The 25,362-nt window shown below is 73.5% G+C and carries 24 protein-coding genes; 8 read left to right on the plus strand and 16 right to left on the minus strand.

All coding sequences use genetic code 11. The features are described from left to right. Positions 1-10: 10 nt before the first annotated feature. Positions 11-490, minus strand: coding sequence for a carboxymuconolactone decarboxylase family protein (locus ACFVVX_RS03220; RefSeq protein WP_387940814.1), 480 nt, complete (start codon positions 488-490; stop codon positions 11-13). Between the two features lie 178 nt (positions 491-668). On the opposite strand from ACFVVX_RS03220, the gene ACFVVX_RS03225 reads away from it, so the two are divergent. Then, positions 669-1,634 (plus strand): sigma-70 family RNA polymerase sigma factor, encoded by a 966-nt coding sequence (locus ACFVVX_RS03225; RefSeq protein WP_387940816.1) that lies wholly within the window; start codon positions 669-671, stop codon positions 1,632-1,634. Between the two features lie 189 nt (positions 1,635-1,823). Next, positions 1,824-2,246, plus strand: a complete 423-nt coding sequence (locus ACFVVX_RS03230; RefSeq protein ID WP_387940817.1) for a hypothetical protein — start codon at positions 1,824-1,826, stop codon at positions 2,244-2,246. Here the strand turns inward: ACFVVX_RS03230 and ACFVVX_RS03235 are convergent. The 4 genes from ACFVVX_RS03235 to ACFVVX_RS03250 form a co-directional block, all read right to left on the minus strand. After that, positions 2,243-2,539, minus strand: coding sequence for a hypothetical protein (locus tag ACFVVX_RS03235; protein WP_387940819.1), 297 nt, complete (start codon positions 2,537-2,539; stop codon positions 2,243-2,245). The genes ACFVVX_RS03230 and ACFVVX_RS03235 overlap by 4 nt on opposite strands. Next, entirely contained in the window at positions 2,532-3,104 is a 573-nt protein-coding gene (locus ACFVVX_RS03240) for an RNA polymerase sigma factor (RefSeq protein WP_387940821.1), read from the minus strand. The genes ACFVVX_RS03235 and ACFVVX_RS03240 overlap by 8 nt, the downstream gene beginning before the upstream one ends. 221 nt (positions 3,105-3,325) lie before the next feature. Next, positions 3,326-3,766 (minus strand): hypothetical protein, encoded by a 441-nt coding sequence (locus ACFVVX_RS03245; RefSeq protein WP_387940823.1) that lies wholly within the window; start codon positions 3,764-3,766, stop codon positions 3,326-3,328. A 78-nt stretch (positions 3,767-3,844) separates the two neighbouring features. Continuing rightward, entirely contained in the window at positions 3,845-4,078 is a 234-nt protein-coding gene (locus tag ACFVVX_RS03250; RefSeq protein WP_387940825.1) for a DUF397 domain-containing protein, read from the minus strand. A 305-nt stretch (positions 4,079-4,383) separates the two neighbouring features. Between ACFVVX_RS03250 and ACFVVX_RS03255 the strand changes: the two genes are divergently transcribed. From ACFVVX_RS03255 to ACFVVX_RS03275, 5 genes are all read left to right on the plus strand, one after another. Continuing rightward, the gene (locus tag ACFVVX_RS03255; protein ID WP_387940827.1) at positions 4,384-5,127 is read left to right on the plus strand and encodes an XRE family transcriptional regulator; all 744 of its coding nucleotides are present in this window, start codon (positions 4,384-4,386) and stop codon (positions 5,125-5,127) included. Between the two features lie 4 nt (positions 5,128-5,131). Further along, complete coding sequence (locus ACFVVX_RS03260; protein WP_387940829.1) at positions 5,132-5,602, plus strand: NUDIX domain-containing protein; 471 nt, start codon at positions 5,132-5,134, stop codon at positions 5,600-5,602. Between the two features lie 271 nt (positions 5,603-5,873). Continuing rightward, positions 5,874-6,425 (plus strand): hypothetical protein, encoded by a 552-nt coding sequence (locus ACFVVX_RS03265; RefSeq protein ID WP_387940831.1) that lies wholly within the window; start codon positions 5,874-5,876, stop codon positions 6,423-6,425. A 330-nt stretch (positions 6,426-6,755) separates the two neighbouring features. Continuing rightward, positions 6,756-7,853 (plus strand): hypothetical protein, encoded by a 1,098-nt coding sequence (locus ACFVVX_RS03270; RefSeq protein WP_387940833.1) that lies wholly within the window; start codon positions 6,756-6,758, stop codon positions 7,851-7,853. Between the two features lie 10 nt (positions 7,854-7,863). Continuing rightward, a complete protein-coding gene (locus ACFVVX_RS03275; RefSeq protein WP_387940835.1) occupies positions 7,864-8,394 on the plus strand; it encodes an STM3941 family protein in 531 nt (176 codons plus the stop codon). A gap of 8 nt (positions 8,395-8,402) precedes the next feature. Here the strand turns inward: ACFVVX_RS03275 and ACFVVX_RS03280 are convergent, their stop codons facing one another. After that, the gene (locus ACFVVX_RS03280) at positions 8,403-10,541 is read right to left on the minus strand and encodes a serine/threonine-protein kinase (protein WP_387940837.1); all 2,139 of its coding nucleotides are present in this window, start codon (positions 10,539-10,541) and stop codon (positions 8,403-8,405) included. A gap of 318 nt (positions 10,542-10,859) precedes the next feature. Here ACFVVX_RS03280 and ACFVVX_RS03285 point away from each other — a divergent pair, with 318 nt between their 5' ends. Beyond that, positions 10,860-12,284 (plus strand): PLP-dependent aminotransferase family protein, encoded by a 1,425-nt coding sequence (locus tag ACFVVX_RS03285; protein ID WP_387940839.1) that lies wholly within the window; start codon positions 10,860-10,862, stop codon positions 12,282-12,284. Between the two features lie 78 nt (positions 12,285-12,362). On the opposite strand, the gene ACFVVX_RS03290 is transcribed toward ACFVVX_RS03285, so the two are convergent. The 10 genes from ACFVVX_RS03290 to hppD all read right to left on the minus strand — a co-directional run bounded on the left by ACFVVX_RS03290 (position 12,363) and on the right by hppD (position 25,347). After that, entirely contained in the window at positions 12,363-12,557 is a 195-nt protein-coding gene (locus ACFVVX_RS03290) for a DUF6126 family protein (RefSeq protein WP_387940841.1), read from the minus strand. A gap of 32 nt (positions 12,558-12,589) precedes the next feature. Next, a complete protein-coding gene (locus ACFVVX_RS03295) occupies positions 12,590-13,261 on the minus strand; it encodes a helix-turn-helix domain-containing protein (protein ID WP_387940843.1) in 672 nt (223 codons plus the stop codon). A gap of 144 nt (positions 13,262-13,405) precedes the next feature. Further along, positions 13,406-15,118 carry a pyruvate dehydrogenase gene (locus tag ACFVVX_RS03300; protein WP_387941299.1) on the minus strand — a complete coding sequence of 571 codons (1,713 nt, stop codon included), beginning with the start codon at positions 15,116-15,118 and terminating at the stop codon, positions 13,406-13,408. A 140-nt stretch (positions 15,119-15,258) separates the two neighbouring features. Next, entirely contained in the window at positions 15,259-17,667 is a 2,409-nt protein-coding gene (locus tag ACFVVX_RS03305) for a glycoside hydrolase family 65 protein (RefSeq protein WP_387940845.1), read from the minus strand. Further along, positions 17,664-18,413: an HAD family hydrolase gene (locus ACFVVX_RS03310; protein WP_387940847.1), complete on the minus strand. Its 750-nt coding sequence runs from the start codon at positions 18,411-18,413 to the stop codon at positions 17,664-17,666. Before ACFVVX_RS03310 ends, ACFVVX_RS03305 begins: the two co-directional genes overlap by 4 nt. 110 nt (positions 18,414-18,523) lie before the next feature. Beyond that, on the minus strand, positions 18,524-19,309 hold the full coding sequence (locus tag ACFVVX_RS03315) for a VOC family protein (RefSeq protein WP_387940849.1): 786 nt from the start codon (positions 19,307-19,309) through the stop codon (positions 18,524-18,526). Positions 19,310-19,566: 257 nt separating this feature from the next. After that, complete coding sequence (locus tag ACFVVX_RS03320; RefSeq protein WP_387940851.1) at positions 19,567-21,348, minus strand: LCP family protein; 1,782 nt, start codon at positions 21,346-21,348, stop codon at positions 19,567-19,569. Between the two features lie 326 nt (positions 21,349-21,674). Next, the gene (locus tag ACFVVX_RS03325; protein WP_387941301.1) at positions 21,675-22,922 is read right to left on the minus strand and encodes a PLP-dependent aminotransferase family protein; all 1,248 of its coding nucleotides are present in this window, start codon (positions 22,920-22,922) and stop codon (positions 21,675-21,677) included. A gap of 122 nt (positions 22,923-23,044) precedes the next feature. Then, entirely contained in the window at positions 23,045-24,220 is a 1,176-nt protein-coding gene (locus tag ACFVVX_RS03330; RefSeq protein ID WP_387940853.1) for an alpha-hydroxy acid oxidase, read from the minus strand. Continuing rightward, positions 24,217-25,347, minus strand: a complete 1,131-nt coding sequence (gene hppD, locus ACFVVX_RS03335) for a 4-hydroxyphenylpyruvate dioxygenase (protein WP_387940855.1) — start codon at positions 25,345-25,347, stop codon at positions 24,217-24,219. Before hppD ends, ACFVVX_RS03330 begins: the two co-directional genes overlap by 4 nt. Between the last annotated feature and the right edge of the window lie 15 nt (positions 25,348-25,362).

The following is a 25,362-nucleotide window of genomic DNA, read 5'->3' on the forward strand; positions in this document are numbered from 1 at the left end:
CGCCGTTCCCCTACTTCGCGGCCGGGCTGAGCCGGGAGGTGACGCCGATCCGGTTCCAGGAGTTGATGGCGATGATCAGCGCGATCAGCTGGGCCAGCTCCTCCGGCTCGAACTGCTCGGCGGCCTGGTCGTAGACGGCGTCCGGCACGTGGCCCTGGGTCAGCAGCGTGACCGACTCGGTCAGTGCGAGGGCGGCCCGCTCCTTGGCCGTGAACCACGGCGTCTCCCGCCAGGCCGGGAGGCTGAGCAGCCGGTGCTCCTGCTCGCCCTCCTTCACGGCGTCGGTGGAGTGCATGTCGATGCAGAACGCACAGCCGTTGATCATCGAGGCGTGGACCTTGACCAGCTCCGCCAGCACCGGGTCCACGCCCTTCCGGGCGGCGCGGTCCAGGGCGATCATGGCCTTGTAGAAGTCGGGGGCGAGGTCCGGGAGGGAGATCCGCTGCGCGGGGGCGGGGACATGGCCGTTCGCATGCTCGTTCGTCGTCATGCAGGCCAGCCTAGGGGCGGAGTGGACCGTCTCCCTGGTGCATTCGGGCCACAGTTTCTTGCGCCACTTCGCGGCGCCGGCGCCGCGCGGGCCGACCTGCCCGAGTGTGGCACGGCCGCGAACCCTGCGGCTATCGTCCGAAAGGGAACTGACGAGCCGAAAGACGAGGATGGGGCGGATGAGCGAGCAGGATGTCCTGGCACGGCGCTTCGAGGAACACCGGCCCCACCTGCGGGCGGTGGCCTACCGGATGCTCGGCTCGCTCGCCGAGGCGGAGGACGCCGTGCAGGAGGCCTGGTTCAAGCTGAACCGCGCCGACAGCGGCGACATCGGGAACCTGGGCGGCTGGCTGACCACCGTGGTCGGCCGGGTCTGCCTGGACATGCTGCGCTCGCGCACCTCGCGCCGCGAGGACCCGCTGCACGACCAGGACGGCCAGGTCCGACTCCCCGATCCGGTCATCAGCGGCCCGGACGGCCTCGACCCCGAGCAGGAGATACTCCTGGCCGACTCGGTCGGCATCGCCCTGCTGGTCGTCCTGGACACGCTCGCCCCGGCCGAACGGCTCGCCTTCGTCCTGCACGACATGTTCGCCGTGCCCTTCGACGAGATCGCCACCATCCTCGACCGCACGCCGGCCGGCACCCGGCAGCTCGCCAGCCGCGCCCGCCGCCGCGTCCAGGGCGCCGCCCCCGCGTCGGACACCAGCCCGGCGCGTCGGCGCACCGTCGTCGACGCCTTCCTCTCCGCCGCCCGCGGCGGGGACTTCGAGGCCCTCGTCGCCCTGCTCGACCCCGACATCGTGGCCCGCTCCGACGGCGGCGCCCTGCTGCCCAGCCTGGTCCGCCGCGGCGCGGCCGAGGTCGCCTCCCAGGCGATCACCTTCGCGCGGTTCGCCCAGTCCGGCTACCGGGTGCTGGTCAACGGCACGCCGGGCGTGGTGGCGATGGCGGAGGGCCGCCCGATCTCGGTGATGTCGTTCACCATCCAGGGCGACCGGATCACCGGCCTCGACTTCCTCACCGACCCCGAGCGCCTCGCCCGGCTCGACCTCAGCGCCCTCGGCGAGCCCGGCGACCTCAGCAACCCCGGCGAGCCCGGCAGCCCCAGCAACCTCGACGACCTCGACGACCTCGACGGCTGAGGCCGACGGCCGCGTGGGAGAAGTGCCCCTTGGGGCATGGTTGATCCGCATTCGAACCTCTGGCGAGGCGGATTGTTGATCACCCGTCAGCACCTGCGGAGGATGAGGGGGAAGTCCGGCACCGACAACTGCCGGCCTTCCGCCACGGCTCGGCCGCCCCCGCCCGCCCCCGCTCCGCCAGAGGTACTCATGAACAAGATCAAGACTGCGGTCGCCACCCTCGCCCTGCTCGCCACCGCCGGACTGACCGCCACGCCCGCCCAGGCCGCGGGCAAGTCCGAGGACGCCCAGATCTGCACCAGCAAGCTCGGCTTCACCGGCGGCAGCTTCTACTGCGGCGGGGCCTACGGCGACGGCGAGAGCCCCTGGCCGCTGCAGAGCGGCGACTGGGTGGACTTCGTGATCGGCCTCGACCACGCCGTCTGGTTCCGCACCACCAACCACAGCGAGTGGATCTCGCTGGGCGGGTACTTCACCGGCAAGGTGACGTTCAGCAAGAAGCTCAACGACCTCAACTTCACCATCAACGCCCTGGGCTCCGACGGCAAGACGACGTGGTCCCGCGACCGCACCCACAAGGGCTTCGTCACCCCGTGGTACCCCCGGGGCTAGGACGGACCGGCCTTGACCCTGTGCGCCCCGTCGTGGCCGGCGACGGTCAGCCTGCACTGGCCGTCCACGCAGGAACGCTGCAGACGGCCCCGCGAGACCGTCTGCACCAGCCCGATCGTCCAGCACATCGGACACCCGCGCAGCGCCAGCACACCCACCGGCAGGAGCAGCAGGGTGAGCGGTCCGAACACCGGTATGAGCGCGAACGAGGCGACCAGCGAACCGAACCCCACCACGCCACGCACCAGGTGCCGAGGCAGGGACGCGCTCGCGAAATCGGTTCCCTCAGTCATCCGTCCGGTCATCGTCGCCTCCAAAGGCTGAGTCGGCCGTGGACCGCAGCGCCTGCTGGACCGACGCGCGGGCACGGTGCAGCCGCGACTTCATCGCGGCAGTACTGAGGCCCAGCGCATCGGCGACCATCCGCCCGCTGAGGCCCTGCACGTCACGCATGATCAACACGTGACGCTGGTCGGCCGGCAGAACGGCGATCGCCGCCGCCACCCGGCCGGCCTCCAGACGCTGCAGCACCTCGTCCTCGGCCGACAGCATCGAACTGTCCTGCCAGGGCGTGTGGTCGCGCAGCATCGTGCGCGCCCGCCGCAGGCACTCGTTGCGCACGATGCGGAACATCCACGACGCCAAGGCACTGGAAGCCCGCAACATCCCGATCTTGCGGTACAGGATGATCAGCGCCTCCTGCGCCGCGTCCTCCGCGTCCTCGGGCGTCGCACACAACGAGCGGGCGAACCGTTGCACGTGCGGATGCGCCCCCGACACCAACGCGGCGATCGAATCGACGTCACCACGCTGCGCCGCAATGATCAACTGCTCACCCGGCCAAGCCCGGTCAGCCACGGCCCCGGCCTCGCTTGCGCAGCACGACGAAACTGCACGAGCACAGCACCACAACACCAACGGCCACAGCGATTCCGACGATCATGGCAACCTCCAGAGTCCCGTCCCGGCGTTCACCGGCACATGCATAAGAGACACGGACACCACGAAAGGATTCACCCCGATCTGCCACCACCCCGGCCGACCCCCCTCAACAAGATCTTCATGGGACTTCCAGAGAGTCAGCCCCGCCGCAAGGGGCAGGGCGGGGGCGTCTCACCGGTGGCGCTGAAGGTCCGGGGGCAGGAGATGGTGGCCACCGATCGGAGCTGCTGGCCGGGCGTCCAGTACGTCCAGACCACGTCATGGGGGAAGGTGCCCAGGAACTCCCGGGCATGGTCCAGGCGGACAACCGGGTCGAGGTCCGTCTCCGGCGCGGGGGAGTCGGCGAGCTGTTTGCCCAGCCACTCCATCGCTTCGGCCGGATCGTTCGTCGTGAGCCTGATCAGGGTCGCCGACTTGGCCAGCCAGTGCATCACCTCCAACGGTGGCACAGGGCTGGACCACACCGGCCGTACGCCGTTCTGCACCTCGGGGGGCCGCCGCTCGGCATCGTCGGGGCGTTTGCTGCCCACCCACGAGTAGCTGTGCCAGTGCAGTCCGGGCCTTACCCAGTGATCCATGTACGCCTACCCTGATCAGGGGCGGGCCCTCGCTCTCAGCTGCGATGAGAGCGAGGGCCCGCCTGTCTGCTGTGTACGTCAGACCGCCATGTCGAATCGGGCCGGGTCGATGCCCGCCGCCGCCAGTTCGGCCGTGGTGAACCTCAACTCCGCGCCGGGCCGCTTGGTGTCGCCCATGACCCACAGGCCACCGGCCACCCCGGGCACCTCCCGCAGGGTGGCGCAGGTCTCGTGCTCCGACTGCTGGTTCCCGCCGCACGCCTTGAGGGCCGTCAGCCCCTCCGGGATCTCGATCGCATACAGGTCGCTCACTGCGGTGCCTTTCTGTTCGGCGCTGCGGGGATGCCCTCCCCGCACGGGTGGTGCACCCGCGTCCAGCCGAATTCCCAATCAGCCGGCTGCGGGGGTCTTGGGGCGCTTCAGCACCTCGGGTGGTTGGCCTCGCGGACCCGGGCCGGCGGCAGCGCTCGGCACTGCCGTCCCTTCCACCGAGATATCACCAAGATCCGGCAGGCGCCCGGGACGGTGAAACCTCACCCGAAGGACACTTCAGAACGCCCCTAGCGCGATAGAACGTCCCTAGCAACGGACCAGCCGCCTGTGGGGAGACAAGCCGGATGCCGAACGAAGGACTGAAGGCCGTTATGGCGTCCGGCGGTTGGACGTGCGCCGCCCTGGCGGAGATGACCGGAGTGGACACCAAGTCAGTTGAGCGGTGGGCCAACCAGAACCGAACGCCCCGGCTGAGGACAGCCCGCGCGGCCGCCGAGGTCCTTGGAGAGGACATGTTCGCCCTGTGGCCGAGCCTGCGACAGCCACGCGCCGCACGGGCGGTAAGCCCCGAACTGGTGGCCCTCTACGAACAGCGGGCCGACCTCCCGGTATCCACCATCGTGAAGCTGCTCGGAAACGCCGCCAAGCGCATTGACGTGCTGGTCTATGCCGCTGTTTTCCTCCATGAGGCGTACCCACGGCTCAACGATCTTCTTCGCGAGCGCGCCGCTGAGGGCTGCACGGTCCGGGTCGCCCTCGGCGACCCTCGCAGCGAGAACGTCAGGCTCCGCGGGGAGGAAGAGAGGTTTGGTCACGGCATCGAGTCCCGGTGCAGGCTCGCCCACATGCACTATCGCCCGCTCGTCGGCACCCCGGGAATCGAGATCCGTACGCATGGGACCACCCTCTACAACAGCCTGTACCGAGCGGATGATCAGGTACTGGTAAATGCACACGTCTGGGGCGTCAACGCCTTCAAAGCCCCGGTCTGGCACCTGCGCCGGACCGGGGCAGGGACGCTGTTCGACACCTATGCCGCGAGCTTTGATGCAGTGTGGGACGGCGCCCTGTCAGTTGAGGAGATCTGATCGCATGGGACGAACCGAGTACTACGACGATCCCGAGGCTCCCAAGCCGAATCGACTCGTCGTGGCGGCCTCGGCCGTGGTGACGGACGACGCAGGACACATCCTGCTCCAACGGCGTACTGACAGCGGGCTGTACGCCATGCCCGGCGGGACGATGGATCTCGGCGAGTCGCTCCCCGGGACAGCCGTCCGGGAAGTCCGGGAAGAGACCGGCCTCGACGTCGAGATCACCGGGCTGGTCGGCACGTACACCGACCCCCGGCATGTCATCGCCTACGCAGACGGCGAGGTCCGCCAACAGTTCAACGTCTGCTTCACCGCGCGCATCACGGGTGGAGAGCTCCGCATCTCCGACGAGTCCACCGACCTCCGGTTCGTGGCCCCGGACGACATCGCACGACTTCCGATGCACCACACCCAGCGACTCCGGCTCGAACACTTCCTGGAGCGCCGGACAAGCCCGCATCTCGGCTAGGTCGGCGACATCTGAGCCGACCGCCCCGACCCCGGAGGCGACTTCTCGGCGGGCGCCCGGAGGGGGAAGTCGATCCCGCCGACTTTCCACTCCCCGCCACTCCCCGCCCCCTCTCGGCGCCATCGGGCGAGATCAATCTGCCGGTGAATCTGCCCCTGACCTCCACTTCAGCTGTCCTAGCCTGACGTCCGGCGCTCAAGCACAGGCTGACGCGTCATCAGATACGCAGTCCCGTACGCCTGCTACGTCCGGAAGGATCTGAAGTCCACCCATGACCAGTATCCGTACACGAGCCGCCGCCCTGGCGGCCGTCGTCGCGATCGGGTTCGGCACCCTCAGCGCGGGCATCGCCCATGCCGCACCCGCACCCGCCGCCGCGCCGGCCGCCGCGACCGCCGCACTGTCGGCGCCCACCCGCATCCCGATGAACAGCGTGCTCTCCAAGAACCAGGGCTGGTACTCGCCCAACGGCCACATCATGCTGGCCATGCAGGGCGACGGCAACGTCGTCCTGTACCGCGACACCACCCCGATCTGGGTCGCCCGCGGCGCCATGCCCAACGGCAACGTCCTGGTCATGCAGGGCGACGGCAACCTCGTCGTCTACGCCGCCAACAACACCCCGCTGTGGTCGAGCGGGACCGACAACCACCCCGGCGCCGAGCTGACCATCTACAACGAGGGCGCCATCGCGGTCGAGCAGAACGGCAAGATCCTCTGGACCTCCGCGCCGCCCGCCACCAACCCCTACCAGTGCCCGCCGTGGGGCCCGCCCTACCCCGGCCAGTACATCCCGCCGTGGTGCCCGGTCTGGCCCTTCTAGGGCCGCGCCGCCCCGGGGCGCGGACGTGCCGGGTGGTGATCAGCCCGCGGAATCCGCCCTCGCGGCAGCCGTTCGGACCCTGATCGAATCATCCCCACCGCCCGTGACGGATTCATGACTGTCCGTCAAATCCGCTGCTCTTCTGGCGTAAGATTTTGGCCGCCACCCGAACTCGGGTGGCGGCCATCACGGTTCAACGCGCACGCCTCTTCTTGGCGGTTGATGTCGCGCACGTTGTTCCAAACAACTGGGCCAGTATGCCAGCAGCGTGGCGGTTCAGGCGGACGCCTTCGCCCACATTGCCCGTGCATCGGCCCCGAAAGGCTGAACGTGCACGTCGCTCCCCTCACCGCCGACATGATCGCCCTCGCCCGGCCGACCGGGATGCCGCCGGCGAACGAGTTCCGGCTCCGGCTCGGGCAGTGGATGCAGTCCCTCCCCACCGGCGGGGCCTGGCGGTCGCTCGGGCCGTCCTTCGTCCTCTTCCTCATGCACGCCGCGCAGAAGGCCGACGCCGACGGCACCAACCTGCACTGCCCGCCCTCGAACCTCTGGTTCGCGCGGGCCTGCCGCGTCTCCAAGGACTCCGTCCCCGGCTTCTACCGGGCCGCCGAGGCCGCCGGGTTGATGGCCCTGCTCTTCGGCCCCTCCGGCGCCCGCGTGCGCGGCTACGCCGTCACCCTGCCGCTCGGCGGTGAACCCGACTGGGACGCCGCCCTCGCCGTGCTGCGCTCCGACACCCGGCGGACCAAACAGGAGCAACTCCGCTGCGCCGCCGGTAAGTCCGCACGTGCGGTGCTGCCCAGGCAGCGCCGCGGCGAGAGCGAGTCCGCACGTGCGGAGTCGGGCAGGTCCGCACGTGCAGGCTCACTGATCCGCACGTGCGGACACAACCAGGAAGTCTCTTACCAGGAACAGGAGATGGTTGCTGTTGTAGTGACAGTGACCCCTCCGCGCGCGAGCGACGAACCACCGCCACCGCCCCCACCACCGCCCCCACCGCCGCCTCCGCCCCCGCCCCCGCCTCCACCGCTGCTGCCCGACCGCTCCGGGTGGGACCGGATGGCCGACCACCTGCCGCCCGGCCTCCAGGAGGCCGCCCGCGCCGTACCCGAGGGCAACCTGCTGCGCCGGACGGCCGCCAGGGCCCTCCGGGACGGCTGGGCGAGCCCCGGGTGGCTCGCCGCCCGCCTGGCCTCCCGGCGGCCGCCCGGCGGCCCCGCGGACTCCTCCGGCGACTCCTCCGGCGACTCCCCCGGTGACTCCCCCGAGGACCGGCTCGCCGCCGGTCTGGCCGCCGCCCTGCGGGCGCTGGCGCCCTGGCCCGAATCCCCCGAATCCCCCGGATCACCGGACGACCAGGCCGAGTTCACCCGGCTCCTGGCCATCCGCACCCCCGGCGCACACCTGCTGTCGGACGGGGCATAGCTTGTGCCGCGTGAACGACGAGACTGCGGCGCTCCCGCCGACCGTGTACCCGTCCGCCAAGGGCCGGACACTGCTGATGCTGCTCGGCGCGATCGCCTTCGTGGCGGTCGGAGCGGTCCTGCTGCTGCAGCAGGACGGCGTGAAGAACGTGGTCGTCGGGGCGGCCGCGGTGCTGTTCTTCGGCCTCTGCGCCGTGCTGCTGCTGGCCCGGCTGGTGCAGGGCCGACCGGAGCTGGTGCTGGACTCTGCGGGGCTGGAGCACGTGCAGCTCGGCCGGATCGGCTGGGCCGAGATCGGCGCCGTGCGGATCCGCGAGATCCGGGTCAGGAACACCCACCAGCGCATGATCGAACTGCTGCTGCACGACCCCGCCGGGTACGTGGCCCGGGCGCCCCGGCTGGTCCGCGCGACCGCCTCGGCCAACCGGGGCCTCGGGTACGGCCCGGCCAACATCTCCGCGAACACCCTGCCGGTCGGCCTGGAGGACGTGCTGGCGGCGATGGTGCGCCACCACCCGCACCTCCTGGTCGTTCAGCCGTAGGCCGGCCGTCAGGCCAGGGTCTGGACGGCCGCCCGGACCTTCTGGGCCAGGGCGGGCGGCAGGGTGCCGTACCCGAGCCCGGCCGCCGACCGCTGGGCGTCCGCGCCCACCGCGTACACCACGAACGGGCGGAGCGCGCCCAGCGCGGACGCCACGTTCCCCCGGTCGCACACCAGCGCGTAGCCGATCTGGATGATCGGGTAGGCGCCCTCGGTGCTCGTCGTGAAGTCCACGTCCAGCGCCAGATCGGCGCCGCTGCCCACGATCCGGGCCACCCCCGCCGCCCGGCCCGCCGACTCGGTGTCCACCGCCACCGGCGCGGGAGCGCCCGTGGCCAGCCGGACCGTCCTCAACTGCCGTGCGGCCCCCGCCGGGACGAAGGAGATCGCGCCGTTCGTCCCGGTCACCTCGCGGGCGAGGTCACCGGCCGAGGCCGGCTGCCCGCCCCGGATCGGCCACGACCTGGCCGGCAGGTGCGCCCAGTCGGCGGGCGCGGCCGTGGCCAGGTACCGGGTGAAGGTGAGCGTGGTCGACGAGTCGTCGGAGGGGCGGAACACGGTGATGCGGGCGGCCGGCAGCACCGCCTGCGGATTGAGCCTGGCGATCTTCGCGTCGTTCCAGACGGTGATCCGGCCGTCGAAGATCTGCGCGATGGTGGCCGCGTCCAGCACCAGGGCGTCCACGCCCTCCACCCGGTACGCGACGGCGATCGGCAGCACGCTCAGCGGCAGCTGGACGGCCCGGCCGCCGACGCAGCGGCGCCCCGAGTCGATGATCTGACGTGACGTCAGCGAGGCCTCGGTGAAGGCGAGATCGGGCCAGCCGGACAGGAACTGCTGGAAGCCGGTGCCCGCGGAGAGGCTGTCGTGGGCGAGCTCCGCACCCGGGCAGATCCGCATGTAGTCGACGATCCAACGGTCCATGACCTCCTCCTGGAGGCCGTCGCCGCCGATCTGGACCCGGCCGACCGGACCGCAGGGCGCCGCCGGGCCCGATGCGACGGGTGAACCCGCCGATCCCGTGCCACCGGTCGCCGCACCCGCGCCCCCGCCCGGCCGCTCGGGCCCGTTGAGTACCACGGTGAGCGCCACCGCCACCACGGCGATCACCGACGCACCGAGGGCGAGGGCGAGGCCCGCCCGGCGCCGGGCGGGCCGCCCGGGCCGCCCGGGCGGCGCGGGGGAAGACGGCGAAGGCGGCACGGGCGAAGGCGGCGAGGAAGAGGGCGGCGAGGAAGAGGGCAGCGGCACCAGCGGAGGGGCCGCCGACGAAGGGGTGACCGACGGAGGCGCGACCGGCGGCAGGACAGCCGGCGGATCCGGGGCGGCGGGCACCTCCACCACCGGCTCCACCCCGTCCGTCGCCCAGGCCAGCAGCCGCTCCACCGTGGGCCGTTGAGCGGCGTCCTTGGCGAGGCAGGCGGTGACCAGCGGCCGCAGCTCCACCGGCAGTCCGACCAGGTCGGGCTCCTCGAAGACCACCCGGAAGCCCATCGCGTGCACGCCGTCCCCGTCGAAGGGCCCCCGCCCGGTGGCCGCGTACACCAGCACCGACCCCAGGGCGAAGACGTCCGTCGCCGGGCCGACGGCGCCGCGCCGGAACTGCTCGGGGGCCATGAACGGCGGCGTGCCGACGATCGCGCCGGTGGTGGTGAGCGGAGCCGCGTCCAGCGCGCGGGCGATGCCGAAGTCGATGACGCGCGGGCCGTCGTCCGCGAGCAGCACGTTGCCCGGCTTGAGGTCGCGGTGCACCAGCCCGGCCCGGTGGATGTCCCGCAGCGCCTCCGCCAGCCCCGCCGCCAGCCAGCGCAGCTGCGCCACGGACAGCGGCCCCTGCTCCTCGACCCGGTCGGAGAGGGTGGGGGCGGCGATGAAGACCGTCGCCAGCCAGGGCGCCTCGGCGTCGGCGTCCGCGTCGACCACGGAGGCGGTGAAGGCCCCGCTGACCCGGCGGGCGGCCTCGACCTCCAGCCGGAACCGGGCCCGGAAGGCGGCGTGCTCGGCCAGCTCGGGACGGATGACCTTCACGGCGACCTGCCGCCCGGACGCCGACCGGGCGCGGTAGACCACGCCCATCCCGCCGGTGCCGAGCCGGTCCTCCAGCCGGTACCCGCCGATCACCCGCGGATCGGTCTCCCGCAGCGCCACGCACCCGCCCCCTCTTCCCCCGGATCAGCGTAACCGCGTGCCCTCCGGCGCGGGCCGGGGATGCAGGGCCGGGCGGCTTCTCGTAGGGGAGGCGGGGGTTGCGCGGGCGCCGGGACGCGCCCGCGCCCGGCGCCTCGCGCTCCGACCGGGGCCGTGGCTCCGCCGATTCGCATCGCCCGCCCGGCGGCCTTCGCCGGGCCCTGCCCGGACCGGACTCCCGCAGCGCCCGGGCAGGGCGGCGGGCGACGGCCCCGGTGCGAGAATCCCGGTGCGACCACAGCCGGATCGCCGGACCGGCGGCACAGCGCAAAGGCCCTCATGACGACTTCCTGGACCGCCTTCGGCGGCGATCTGCACCTCGACCTCACCGGCCGGCGGGCGGCCGGGAGCGGCCTGCGGGCGGCGCTGGAGGACGCGCTGCGCGAGGCCGTGCAGGACGGCCGACTGGCCCCCGGCACCCGGCTGCCGTCCTCCCGGGCGCTCGGGGAGGACCTCGGGATCGCCCGGAACACCGTGGTCGAGGCGTACGGCCAGCTCACCGCCGAGGGCTGGCTCACCTCCCGTCAGGGGTCCGGGACGACGGTCGCCGAGCGGGCGGCGCCGCGCCGCACCGCGGCCGCCCCGAGCGGGCCGACCGGGCACCCGGCCGCCCGGTACGACCTGATGCCCGGCCGCCCGGACGTCTCGCTGTTCCCGCGCGGCCCCTGGCTGGCCGCCGCCCGCCGGGCGCTGGCCGTCGCACCGCACGAGGCCTTCGGCTACGGCAGCCCGCGGGGGCGGATCGAGCTGCGGCAGGCGCTCACCGACTACCTCGCCCGGGTGCGCGGGGTCCGCACCGACCCCGAGCACCTGGTGATCTGCGCCGGCTTCACCCAGGGCCTGGGCCTGCTCTGCGGCGCCCTGCGCGAGCGCGGCGCCCGGTCCCTGGCCGTCGAGGCGTACGGGCTGCCGCCGCTGCACGCCGGCGCCCGGGCGGCGGGGCTCACCACCCTGCCGCTGCCGCTGGACGGCTCGGGGGCCCGGACGGACCTGCTGGACGGGCGGCCAGGCGCCGTCCTGCTCACCCCCGCCCACCAGTACCCGACCGGGGTGCCGCTGACCGCCGAGCGCCGGGCGGCGGCCGTCGGCTGGGCCCGGCAGCACGACGGGTACGTGATCGAGGACGACTACGACGGCGAGTTCCGCTACGACCGGCAGCCGCTCGGCGCCATGCAGGCGCTCGACCCCGAGCGGGTGGTGTACGCGGGCACGGCCGCCAAGAGCCTCGCCCCCGGTCTGCGGCTGGCCTGGCTGGCACTGCCGGACGCGCTGGTCGAACCGGTCGCCCGGCTCAAGCAGGTGGCGGACACCATGTCCCCGGTGCTGGACCAGCTCACCCTCGCCGAACTGATCACCTCGGGCACCTACGACCGCCACGTCCGCCGATGCCGCCTGCACTACCGCCGCCGCCGGGACGCGCTGGTCGCGGCGCTCGCCGAGCGTGCCCCGCGGGTCCGGGTGACGGGCATCGCCGCCGGGCTGCACGCCGTCCTGCGGCTGCCGCCGACCGCGCCGCCGGAGGCCGAACTGGTGCAGCGCGCCGCAGCCGCCGGCCTGGCCGTCAGCAGCCTGGGCTGGAACCGCTCCGACGCCGCACTCGACCCCGTCGCCCCGCCCGGACTGGTGATCGGCTACGCCACCCCGACCGACCACGCCTTCCCCGGGGCGCTCGACGCGCTCTGCGAACTGCTGCGCGACTGCTGAGGAACAGCGCACGACCGGGCGCCCGACCCGGCCGAACCCGGGCGGGTCGGCCGGGTCGGGCGGGTTCGGGCGGGTCGGTCACTTGTTCCGGTTGCCCAGCTCGAAGAGCAGCATCAGGAAGCCCGCGAAGCCGTGGGTGGCGACCATGTAGATCAGCACCCGGATGCCGACGCGGCGGTTGGCCCACTTGCCGGCGTCGACGGTCTTCGGGGCGTCGGCGGGGGCCGCGACGACGACGGCGGCGGGGGCGGGAACGGTGGTGGGATCAGCCATGGGAGATCTCCTCCGGGAGTTCTGACGACGGGTCAGTGGGGCGCGGCAGGGCCGCCGCCGAGGCAGAGTTCGCCGCCGGGGCTCTGCAGCAGGGTGTGGACGAAGAGCAGCTCCACCCCGTGCGCCGACTCGGCGGCGATGCAGTGCGGGGTGAGCGAGTCGAAGTGTGCGGAGTCGCCCTCCGCGAGCAGGTGGACACGGTCGCCGAGGGTGAGCCGCAGCTGCCCCTGGAGGACGTAGAGCCACTCCTCGCCGGGATGCACCCGGACGACGGTGTCCTGCACGCCCGGGGGGACGTGCACGCGCAGCGCCTGCATGGCCCGGCCGGGGGCGCCGGCCCGGCGGTAGCCCCAGCCGCCGGCCCGGCCCGGCTCGATCACGCCGCCGCGCACCACCGGGTCCGGCTCGACCATGGCCTCGCCGAGGAGGCCGGAGACCGACGTGCCGTAGGCGCGGGCGAGGCCGAGCAGGACGGGCAGCGAGGGCTGCCGGCGACCGGTCTCCAGCCGGGAGAGATAGGCTGGGGAGAGTCCGACCCGGGCTGCGGCCACCTCCAGGGTGAGGCGGCTGCCGAGTCGGTGCTCGCGCAGTCTGGCGGCGAGGCCGGCCACTTCCTGGTCGTCGAGCCGGCCCTCGGCGGGCCGGCCCTCCGGCTGGTCACCGGGCTGGTCCCCGGCGGGCGGGCCGGGTGGGCTGCTGGTCATGTGACCAGTGGACACCCCACGTGCCGCCCGGGCAAGAAATTTGCCTCAGAGGCAAAAGCGCCGCGGTCCCGTTTCCTGTCCTGCCCCCGGCCCCGCCCCGCAACGCCCTCCCGCGGCCCCGCCGCGTCACGGCCGGGGGCGGCATCACGGCCGGGGGATGTTCCGCAGATTGCTGCGGGCCAGGTCGATCATGCGCCCGACCCCGCCCGAGAGCACCGTCCGACCGGCCGCCAGTGCGAAGCCCTTCAGCTGGGCGGCGGTGATGTGCGGCGGGATGGAGAGCGCGTTCGGGTCGGTGACCACGTCCACCAGGGCCGGACCGGGCCGCTCCAACGCCTCCACCAGTACCTCCCGCACCCGCGCCGGGTCGGTGACCCGCTTCGCGGGGATGCCCGCCGCCCGGGCGATCCCGGCGTAGTCCACGTCGCCGTTGTCGATGTCCGACTCGGGGTAGCCGGAGACCAGCATCTCCAGCTTGATCATGCCGAGCGCGCCGTTGTTGAACACCACCGTCTTCACCGGCAGCCGGTGCCTGGCCACCGTCAGCAGCTCGCCGAGCAGCATGGAGAGGCCGCCGTCCCCCGACATCGAGATCACCTGCCGCCCGGGGCAGGCCAGTTGGGCGCCGATGGCGTGCGGCAGGGCGTTCGCCATCGAGCCGTGCAGGAAGGAGCCGATCACCCTGCGGCGGCCGTTCGGCTGGAGGTAGCGGGCGGCCCAGACGTTGTTCATCCCGGTGTCCACGGTGAACACCGCGTCGTCGGCCGCGACCTCGTCCAGCACCGACGCCACGTACTCGGGGTGGATCGGCAGGTGCCGCTCGATGTCCCGGGTGTACGCGCCGACCACGTCCTCCAGCGCGCGCACGTGCCGGTCCAGCAGCCCGTCGAGGAAGCGGCGGTCGTCCCTGGCCTCCAGCAGCGGCAGCACGGCCCGCAGGGTGGCCGAGACATCGCCGTGGACGGCGAGTTCCAGCGGCGTGCGGCGGCCGAGCCGGGTGGCGTCGTGGTCCACCTGGACGGTACGGGCCTGCGGGAGGAAGGAGTCGTACGGGAAGTCGGTGCCGAGCAGCAGTACCAGGTCGGCGGAGTGCAGCGCCTCGTGGCAGGCGCCGTAGCCGAGCAGACCGCTCATCCCGACGTCGTACGGATTGTCGTACTGGATCCACTCCTTGCCGCGCAGGGAGTGCCCGACCGGCGCGTTCAGGGCCTGCGCGACCGCCATCACCTCGGCGTGCGCCCCGCGCACCCCCGCGCCGCAGAACAGGGCCACCGTGCCGGCGGAGTTGAGCGCCCGGGCGAGCGCCTGCACCTGGGACCAGGGCGGGGCGGCCACCGCCTGCTCGGTCAGGAAGTGGCTCGTCCCGGTCGGCCCGGCGGCCGGCTCGGCGGCGACGTCGCCGGGGAAGGACAACACCGAGACGCCGGGGGAGCCGAGCGCGTGCTGCACGGCGATCCGCAGCAGCCGGGGCAGCTGGGCGGGGGTCGAGACCAGCTCGCACCAGCTGCTGCAGTCGGTGAACACCCGGTCGGGGTGGGTCTCCTGGAAGAAGCCGGTACCGATCTGGCCGGACGGGATGTGCGAGGCGAGCGCCAGCACCGGCAGGCCGCTGCGCTGGGCGTCGTAGAGGCCCTGGATCAGGTGGGTGTTGCCGGGCCCGCAGGAGCCGGCGCAGACCGCGAGCCGGCCACTCAGCTCGGCCTCGGCGGCGGCCGCGAAGGCCCCGGCCTCCTCGTTGCGCACGTGCACCCAGCGGATGCCCTCGGCGCGGCGGATGGCGTCCACCACGGGGTTGAGGCTGTCACCGACGACGCCGTACACCCGCTCGACCCCGGCCTGCCGGAGCACCTCCACCATCTGCTCGGCCACACTCACCACGGGGGCTCTCCTTCACCGGCCGCCGGTTGCCACAGGTCACCAGCACCCTCCGGCGTCCGGCGCCCCCGCGCAGCCGGGGAGGCGCCGAACGGGTGAGCGGGCCCGGCCCGCGCGAGCGGCTACTCGGCCGCCAGGTGGTCCGGCCCCGGACCGACCATGCCGGTGACCACGCCGGCCTGCGGCTGGCGGCGGGCCGGCTCCCGGCCGGGCGGCTGGGTGCAGCGCTCCTGGGCGGGCGGGACGACGGTCGGCCGGGTGACCGGGGAGCCGGCCTTCACCTGCACCGGCTCGCCGTCGTGCCGCAGGTGGATCACCTCGCCGCGCCGCAGCGTGTACGTCGTCCCCTCGTGGGTGATCCGCACCCCGAGCAGCCGGCCGCGCACCACCAGCGAGAAGCTCAGCCGCATCAGCCCGGCCGGCAGCCGGGGCCGGAAGGAGAGCGACTCGCCGTGGTCCCGCAGCCCGCCGAAGCCCGCCACCAGGGCGATGCAGGCCCCGGCCAGCGAGGCCATGTGCAGGCCGTCCCGGGTGTTGCCGCCGAGGTCGTGCAGGTCCATCAGGGCGGCCTCGGCGGTGTAGTCGTACGCGAGGTCCAGCTGGCCCACCTCGGCGGCGATCACCGCCTGGGTGCAGGCGGAGAGCGAGGAGTCCCGCACGGTCAGCCGCTCGTAGTACGCGAAGTTGCGGGCCTTCTGCTCCTCGGTGAAGGCGTCCCCGCGGACCTGCATGGCGAGCACCAGGTCGGCCTGCTTGACCACCTGCTTGCGGTACAGGTCGAAGTACGGGTAGTGCAGCAGCAGCGGGTAGTTCTCCGGCGGGGTGCGCTCGAAGTCCCAGACCTGGTGGTCGGTGAACCCGTCGGCCTGCGGGTGCACGCCGAGGTTCTCGTCGTACGGGATGAACATCGCGGCGGCGGCGTCCCGCCAGGCGGCGGTCTCCTCGGTGTCGACGCCCAGCGCGGCGGCCTCCCGGGCGTGGCGCCCGGCGGCCTCGGCGGCGGCGCGCAGGTTGCTCTGCGCCATCAGGTTGGTGAAGACGTTGTTGTCGGCGACGGCGCTGTACTCGTCCGGGCCGGTGACGCCCTCGATCCGGAACCGGCCGGCGGCGTCGTGGTGGCCGAGCGAGCGCCACATCCGGGCCGTCTCCACCAGCAGTTCGAGCCCGTACTCGCGCTCGAAGGCGGTGTCCGCGGTGGCGCGGACGTACCGGGCGACGGCGGCCGCGATGTCCGCGCCGATGTGGAACGCCGCCGTGCCGGCCGGCCAGTAGCCCGAGCACTCCTCGCCGCGGATCGTGCGCCAGGGGAACACCGCACCGGACAGGCCCAGTTGGGCCGCCCGCTCGCGGGCCAGCGGCAGCGTGGTGTGCCGCCAGCGCAGGGCCTGGTTGACGGCGCTCGGCAGGCAGTAGGTGAGCACCGGCAGGACGAAGGTCTCGGTGTCCCAGAAGCTGTGCCCGTCGTAGCCCGGGCCGGTCAGGCCCTTGGCGGGGATGGCCCGCTCCTCGCTGCGCGCACCCGCCTGCAGCACGTGGAACACCGCGAACCGGACGGCCTGCTGGAGCTCGACGTCGCCCTCGATCTCGACGTCGCTGGTCTCCCAGAACTCCTTGAGGTACTGCTTCTGCTCGGCCACCAGGCCGGCCCAGCCGGTGTACCGGGCGGCGGTCAGCGCCGCCTCCACCTGGTCCCGGACGGCCGGCAGCGAACGGGTCGCGGACCAGCCGTAGGCCATGAACTTGACCAGCCGCAGCCGCTGTCCGGGCTCCAGCACGGTGGTGACGCTGATCCGGCCGTGGTCCGCCTCGCTCTCGGCGACGGTGTCCAGCCGCTCCGGGCCCTCGATCACGTGGTCCATCCCGGCCGCGACCCGGATCCCGCTGTAGCGGGTCCGGTGCACCAGGACGGCCTTGGTGGCGCTCGCGTGGTGCACCTCGGAGAGCAGCGGCGCCTCCAGCACGGCGGCCGCGCGCGGGTCGCCCTCGGCGCCGCCCGGCAGCTGCTCGTTGGCCACCAGCTCGGACTGCAGGACGATCCGCACCGGCCCGTCCACCGCCTCCACCGTGTACTCCACGGCGGCGACCGCCCGCTGGGTGAGCGAGACCAGCCGGGTGGAGTCGACCCGGATGGTCCGCCCGGCCGGGGAGGTCCACTCCGCCTCGCGGTGCAGCAGCCCCTCTCGGAAGTCCAACCAGCGTCGGTGGCTGCGCAGTTCGCCGTAGCGGAGATCGAAGGGCTCGTCGTCCACCAGCAGCCGGATGATCTTGCCGTTGGTCACGTTGATGACGCTCTGGCTGGACTCCGGGTAGCCGTAGCCGCCCTCGCCGTACGGCAGCGGCCGCAGCTCGAAGACGCCGTTCAGATAGGTGCCGGGCAGGCCGTGCGGCTCGCCCTCGTCCAGGTTGGCGCGCAGGCCGATATGGCCGTTGGAGAGCGCGAAGACCGACTCGGCGCGGGCCATCGAGGCCAGGTCCAGGCCGGGTTCGATGATCTGCCAGGGGTCGACGACGAAGGGCTGCTCGGCGCTCATGCGCCCTCCTCGGGGATCAGCTCGGCCAGGTCCGTGACGACCACGGTGGCGCCGTCGCGGCGCAGTTCGGCGGCCTGGCCGGTGCGGTCCACCCCGACCACGGCGCCGAAGCCGCCGGCCCGGCCGGAGGCGACCCCGGCGAGGGCGTCCTCGAAGACGGCGGCGTGCGCGGGCTCCACGCCCAGCGCCCGGGCGGCGGCCAGGTAGGTGTCGGGGGCCGGCTTGCCCGGCAGGCCCTCGCGCCGGGCCACGATGCCGTCGACGACCACGTCGAACAGCTCCTCGATCCCGGCGGCGCGCAGCACGTCGCGGCAGTTGGCGCTGGAGGAGACCACCGCGGCGGGCAGCCCCAGCGCGCGCAGTCGCCGCACGTAGGCGACCGAGCCGTCGTACGGCAGGACGCCCTGCTCGCGGATCATGGCCAGCACCGTGTCGTTCTTGGCGCTGCTGATGCCGTGCACCGTGCGGGCGCCCGGCGGGTCGGCGTCGGTGCCCTCGGGCAGGTCGAAGCCCCTGCTGCGCAGGAACGCGCGGGTGCCGTCCAGGCGCGGGCGGCCGTCGACGTGGGTGTCGTAGTCGACGACGGCGTCGAAGGGCACGAACTGCCCTCCGGTGCGGTCGGATTCGGACCGCAGGAAGTCGTCGAAGGTGCGTTTCCAGGCCGCGGCGTGCACCTTGGCGGTCTGGGTGAGCACCCCGTCGAGGTCGAAGAGGAAAGCGCGGATGTCGTCCGGAAGCCCCAGCATGGGTGCAGTCTTACGCGCCCTCGCGCCGGATGCCGCCCATTCCCGGCGGCGCGTCGCGGGAACGGGCGGCATCCGGCGGTCTCGCCTTCGGCGGCACGGGGGCTCGGCGGCTACGGCGAGTCGGGCGAGGCGATCAGCGCGAAGACGGCGCCCTGCGGGTCCTGGACGACCGCCATCCGGCCGGACTGCATGTCGAACGGCGGCTGGATCACCGAGCCGCCCGCCCGCACCAGGGCGTCCACCGTGGAGTCGGTGTCGTCCACCGAGAAGTACGTCATCCAGTGCGGGGGCGTGCCGGGCGCCAGGTACTCGGCGGTCTTCTGCATGCCGCCCACCGTGCGGTCGCCGACGTTGAGGGAGTAGTAGCCCTCCATGCCCTGGATGGTGGCCGGGCGCAGGCCCACGGCCTGGTGGTAGAAGCGGCCGGCCGCGTCGGTGTCGGTGGTGTTGAGTTCGTTCCAGACCAGCGCGCCGGGCTCGTTGACGATGCCCGCGCCGATGAAGTCGACCTTCTGCCAGACGCCGAACACCGCGCCGGTCGGGTCGGCGGCGACCAGCATCCGGCCGACGGTCCCGACGTCCATCACCGGGTAGAGGATCGTGCCGCCGCTGTCGGCGATGGCCCGGGCGGCGGCGTCGGCGTCGTCGGCCGCCAGGTAGGTGGTCCAGGAGACGGGCGGGACGGGCTGGCCCTCGGGGGCCATCTGGGCCATGATCCCGGCGACCGGCTTGCCGTTCAGCGAGCACATGGCGTAGCCGCCGAACTCGGCCGGGCCGACCTCGCCCTGCCAGCCGAACAGGTCGCGGTAGAAGTCGAGCGCGGCCTGCTGGTCGCTCGCCATCAGGTCGACCCAGCACGGGGTGCCGGGCTTGTACGGGGCGGTGACTACGGGCATTGCGGTGCCTCCAAGCGGTGGTCCTCCGCCGCGGACGGCGGGCGCTGGGTGGTCGGGGCGCCGGGATCGGTCGCCCGGGCCGTGGCGGTCGCACGGCCGGATGGCGGGTACACCGCCCACGATCGCCGTGCCGCCGCGATCCCGCCACCGGACGGCGCCCCGGAGGGGGAACCCGGCCCCGGCGGCGGCGGTGGCAGCGGGCCCGGTGCGCGACGCTCCCGGACCCGCTCCGGCCTGCCCCGGCCTGCGCCTCAGCGCTACGAAACGTCCTCGCAGACGTCCTCGTCCGCGGAGCGGGTCGCGCCGGTGACGCTGGTCGGCAGCGGGGCGGGCTCGGTCGGCGCGGCGGCGGCGCCGCCCGGGGTGGCTCCGGCGGCCGCGGGTGCGGGTGCGGCCGCGCCGCCGTTGGCGGCCGCGAAGTCCTTGCCCACGATGACGGTGATGCCGGCCGAGGAGCCGGACTTGACGCTCGCCCCCGGGAACAGCGCGGCGACCTTCTCCGCGTTGGCCTTCTGGCCGGAGCCGTACTCGATCATCGTGGTGGCGTACTTGGTGCTGGCCGCGAGGCCCATCTTGGTGGCGTTGAACTTCGCCGCCTTCAGGGCCTCCGCCGCCTTGCCGTCCATCGCCGCGCTGGTGGTGCCGTTGTAGACGCCGACCTTGATGGCCGCGTTGCCCGCGTCGGAGGCCGGAGCGGTGGTGGTGGGCGCGGCGGGGGCCGGGGCCTCCGGCGAGGCGGGCGCGGCCGGCTGCTCACCGGTGGCGTTCTGGCCGTCGATGGTCCGGTCGGCCTTGATGGTGTCCCAGAGCTTGTTGGCGTCCGGCTGGATGATGTCGATGTTCTTGTCCTGGGTGCGGAAGCGCCAGGGCAGGGTGACGAACTTGAGGTCGTGCATGTCGATGCTCTTCAGCGACAGCGCGAACGACATCAGCTTCTCCACGGAGCCGAGTCCGGGATCGACGGTCATCGACTTGGTGGCGGCGTCGGCGAGCGGCAGCAGGGTGGTCGGGTTCAGGCCCTGGTTCTTGATCTTCGCCGCGAGCGAGCCGAGGAACGCCTGCTGGCGCTTCATCCGGCCGATGTCGGAGCCGTCGCCGATTCCGTGGCGCAGGCGGACGAAGTCGAGTGCCTGCTGCCCCTCGACCTTCTGCTTGCCCTGCGGCAGGACGACGTTGCCCTTCTTGGGCAGGTTGGGGTTGATGTCCCCCTCGTAGATCGGCTTCGGCAGGCAGACGTCCACCCCGTTGACGGCCTTGGTCATCGCGGAGAAGCCCTGGAAGTCGACCACGATGGTGTGGTCGACCCGGATGCCGGTGAGCTTCTCGACCGTATTCTGGGTGCAGGCCGGGTTGCCGTCGTCCGTCTCGCCCTTCGAGAACGCCGCGTTGAACAGATCGCTGGTGACCGCCTTGGACCACTTGCCGTTCGGCAGCTTGCAGGACGGGATCGCCACCATGGCGTTGCGCGGGATGGAGATGCCGACGGCGTGCTTGTGGTCGGCGTAGACGTGCAGCAGGATCGTGGTGTCCGAGCGGGCGCCGCCGTCCTCGCCGCCGCCGAGGTCGGAGTTGTTCTTGCCGCGGCTGTCCGAGCCGATCAGCAGCACGTTGACCGGCTTGTTGCCGTCCGCGTCGGCCTGCGCCTCCGGCGGGCGGTCGGCGGCTATCGCGTCCGCGTCGAAGGACTTGATGTTGCCGTTGAGCTTCAGGTAGATCGCGCCGCCGGCGCCGGCTATCAGGACCAGGACGCCGGCCGCGGACCAGGCGACGATCTTCTTCACGTTCTTCTTGGGCTTGCGGCTGTTGCGCGCCGCCGCCCGGCCGCCGGCCGGGCCTGCGGTGCCCGTGGTGCCCGCGGCCGGTCCCCCGTTGCCGGGTCCGCCCTTGTCCGGTCCGCCCCTGCCCTGTGCCGCCCGCCGCGCCTCGGCCCGGCCGCCGGCCCGTGGCTGCGGCACGCCGGCTCCGCCGGTGCCCTCGGTCGTGAGCGCACTGGGCACGTCCTCGCCACGACCCGGGCCCTCGCCCCACTGACCTGACATCCGTGTACCTTTCACCGGCTGACGCGGCGCCCTCAGGAGCGGGCGCACTGCACACAGAGAGACGGGTGGGACCGCCCCCGGGTTGCACGTGCGAACGTCGTAATGCCCGACGAGCACACCCCCACGGCCTTCCCAAGCCCCCCTGCAGGACCGCTGCGGTGGCAGCAGGCCCTCTCGGAGCATACAAGCCGGTCATATTTTTCCTGGGGCCCCATCAGGTGGCCCCGGTGGGCGGCGACATCCGGCGGTGACCCGCCTCACGTCATCGCCCCACGTCACCGCGCCGCGCCACCGCACTGCGCCACCGCGCCGCGGCGGTCGGCGGCTCAGCGGTCGGCGGCTCGTCGTCCGCGCTCCCGGACCAGCGCCGCCAACCGGTCCAGCCCGGTGCCGATCTCCTCCGGTCGGAGACCGCTGAACGAGAGCCTGATCTGGTGGCGGCCTCCGGCGCCGCCGTAGAAGTAGGACATCGGGGTCCAGAGCAGTCCGTGTGCGCGGGCCGAGTGCTCCAGCAGGGCGTCGTCCACGTCGAACGGCACCGTGAGGGCCAGGAAGAAGCCGCCGGCCGGGCTGTTCCAGGAAACGTCGGACCGGTCGGCGAAGCGGTCCGACAGCCCCTGCAGCATCAGCCGCCGGTTCCGGTCGTACAGCGCGGTCTCGCGGTGGTTGCCCGCCCGCAGGCTCAGCCCGTGGGCGAGCAGGCAACCGCCCACGACGGCCTGGGCCAGCGGCGAGGTGTTCACGCTGAGCATGCTCTTCAGCACGGAGAGCCGGTCGGCCAGCAGACCGGCCACGCCGTCGGCCCCGGCCACCGTCTGGTCCGCCACCAGGTACCCGACCCGGGCGCCGGGGACGGACGTCTTCGCGAAGGACCCCAGGTAGACGACCCTGCGGTCGGTGTCGAGGGCCTTGAGCGACGGGATCCGCCCGGCCCCCGCGAACACCCCGTACGGGTTGTCCTCCAGCAGCAGCAGGTCCTCCTCGGCGGCCACCGCGAGCAGGGCCCGCCTGGTCTCCAGGTCCATGCTCACGCCGGTCGGGTTCGCCACGTCCGGGATGACGTACAGCGCCCGCGGGCGCAGGCCCTCGGCCCGCGCCTCGGCCAGCCGCCGGGCCAGGTCGTCGAGGTCCACGCCCCTCGGTCCGCCGTGCACCGGCCGGACGGGCAGGTCGCAGAGCCGGGCGGCGCCGGCGAACCCCACGTAGGTGGGCGAGACGGCCAGCACGACGTCCCGCGGGCCCCGCCCGAGCGCGCGCAGGACCAGGTACATCGCCTCCTGGCAGCCGTTGGTCACCGCCACGGAGTCCGGGTCCGCCGTGATCCCCTCGTCCACGGCGAGGTGGGCGGCGATCAGCTCGTGGATGATCCCCTTGGTCCGGCCGTACTGCATCAGCGTCCGCCGGACCTCCTGCTCGGACAGCCCGCGCTCGGTGCGCAGGTACCCGGTGAACCGGCGCAGGTGGCGGTGGACGTCCTCCAGGTCGAAGAAGTCCTCGGTCGGGCGGCCGGCCGCGAACGAGACCGCCCGCGGGTACCGGGCCGAGATCTCGTTCAGGAAGTTCATCGCGTTCATCGCCGGATCCGCCAGCGAGCCGTGCAGCTCCCCCAGTTGCAGGTCCGCCGGGGGCAGGACGGCGACGTGCGGGGCGTCGGAGTGCGGGGCGTCGGAGTGCGGCCCGCCGGAGTGCGGGGCGCTCACCACGGCCGGCTCCCGCAGGAGCAGGCGTCGGCGGAGGTCCGCAGTCCGGCGACGGCCGCCAGGTCGGGGCAGCCCGCGAGGGCCATCGCCTGCCGGAACTCCTCCCCGAGCAGCCGCAGGACGTCGGCGCAGCCGTGCTCCCCGCCTGCGGCCAGTCCCCAGACCAGGGGCCGGCCGAGGAGCACCCCGGAGGCGCCCAGGGCGAGCATGGCCAGGACGTCCGACCCGCTGCGGACCCCGCTGTCGGAGAGCACCAGGCAGTGCTCCGCCCCCGCCGCGCGCAGCCGGCGCACCACCGCGGGGAGCGCGACGGCGCTCGGCACGGCCCCGTCCAGCTGGCGGCCGCCGTGGTTGGAGACCACGACCGCGGCCGCCCCCGTCTCGGCGGCCCGGACGGCGTCGCCCGGGTCCAGCACCCCCTTGACCACCAGGGGCAGGTCGGTGACCCGCCGCAGCCGGGCCAGGTCCCGCCAGCCGACCGAGGCGGAGAACACCTCGGCCGTGTGCGCGGCCACCGCCGAGGCGTGCGCCGTCCGGCGGTGCGCCGCACTCGCGCCGGGGGTGTCGAGCAGCACGGCCCGCACGTCCTGCGGAAGGGCGAAGCCGTGCCGCGCGTCGCGCAGCCGGCGGCCCATGAACGGCACGTCGACGGTGACGACGAGGGCCCGGCAGCCGGCCTCCTCGGCCCCCCGGACCAGTCGCAGCAGCAGGGCGTCGTCCTTCGGCCAGTAGAGCTGGAACCAGAGCTCGGCCCCCGTCGCCGCGAGCTCCGCCAGCGGCGTGCTGGTCAGCGTGCTGACGACGAACGGGATGCCCGCTGCCGCCGCCGCCCGGGCCGCGGCCGCCTCCCCGTCGGGGTGGAAGAGCCGCTGGTAGGCGACCGGGGCCACCGCCACGGGCAGCCGGGCCGGGCGGCCGAGCAGCACCGCGCCGCTGTCGCAGGACGCCACGTCGGCCAGCACCCGGGGCACCACCGAGATCCGGTCCAGGGCGGCGCGGTTGGCCGCCAGCGTGCGCTCCTGCCCGGCGCCGCCCTCCAGCCAGTCCCACGCGGGCGCCCCGAGCACCGAGCGGGCGCGGTCCGCGTAGTCGGTGACGGACAGCGCGACGGGGTGCACGGCGGGCGGCTCCGTGGCCTGCGCGGCGGGCTGCGCGGCGGGCTGCGCGCTCACCGTCCGACCCCCGTGGCGGACCGCTGCAGCTCGACGGCCTCGTACAGCGCCCGGATGTTGTTGCTGCCGAAGCCGCGTGCCCGGATGCGCTCGATCACCTCGAAGAACAGCGTCCGCCGGGGGTGCTCGGAGCGGGTGAAGATCTGGAAGAGCTGGCCGTGGTGGTCCTCGTCCACCAGGATGTCGCCGTCCCGGAGCCGGTCCGCGCCGTGCCGGCGGGGCGTCAGCCGCTCGCCCAGCAGGTCGTAATAGGCCGACGGCGCCCGCAGGAACGGGGTGCCGAGCCGGCGCATCGTCGCGACGGTGGCGACGATGTCCTCGGAGGAGAAGGCGACGTGCTGGACCCCGGCCCCGCCGTGGTCGGCGAGAAACGACTCGATCTGGCCCGCCTCGGCCCGGGAGGCCGGCTCGATCAGCGTCAGGGTGACCTCGCCCGCGTCGTTCTGGACCACGGTGGAGTTCATGCCCAGCGGGCCGACCGCGATGTTCTCCTCGAAGATCACCCGCATCCCGAACACCTCGGCGTAGAAGCGCACGGCGGGCTCCAGCCCGCCGGTCGGCAGGCAGACCGCGAAGTGGTCCACCGCGCGCAGGCCGACCGCACCCGTCCCGACCGCACCGGAGCCGACCGCACCGGAGCCGGCCGGCCCGCCGTCGGGCGCGTCCGCACCGCGCTGGACGAGGTGGTGGACGACGTCGCCGAAGGCGGCCACGGTGGCCCGGGGGCGGCCGTCCCGCACCGTCGGCGGCTCCACCGTGACCGCGCCGCGGGCCACCAGCCGGGCGTGCACCGCGACCGGGTCGGCCACCCCGAGGGCGATCCCGGCGACGCCGTCCCCGTGCCGCTCGACGAACGCCCGGGCCGGGTGGTCCGCGTCGAGGGCCTGGACCACGAGCAGCCGGATCCGGCCCTGGCCCAGCAGCACGGAGAGGTGCTCGCCGCCCCGGCCGTCGCGGGCCACCGGGGCGAGCGGCTCGAATCCGTAGGAGGAGGTCAGCCGGGCCACCGTGGCGGCCAGGTCGGCCACCTGGAGCTCGACGTGGTCGATCACCGCGTCGGCGATCGGGGACCGGTCCGGGTCGGTGGACAGCTCGGTGGACGGGTCGGGCGAGGGGGTTGTCAGCACGGGGGACTCACTTGC

The sequence above is a fragment of the Kitasatospora sp. NPDC058170 genome, from assembly GCF_042883905.1.
Lineage (GTDB): Bacteria > Actinomycetota > Actinomycetes > Streptomycetales > Streptomycetaceae > Kitasatospora.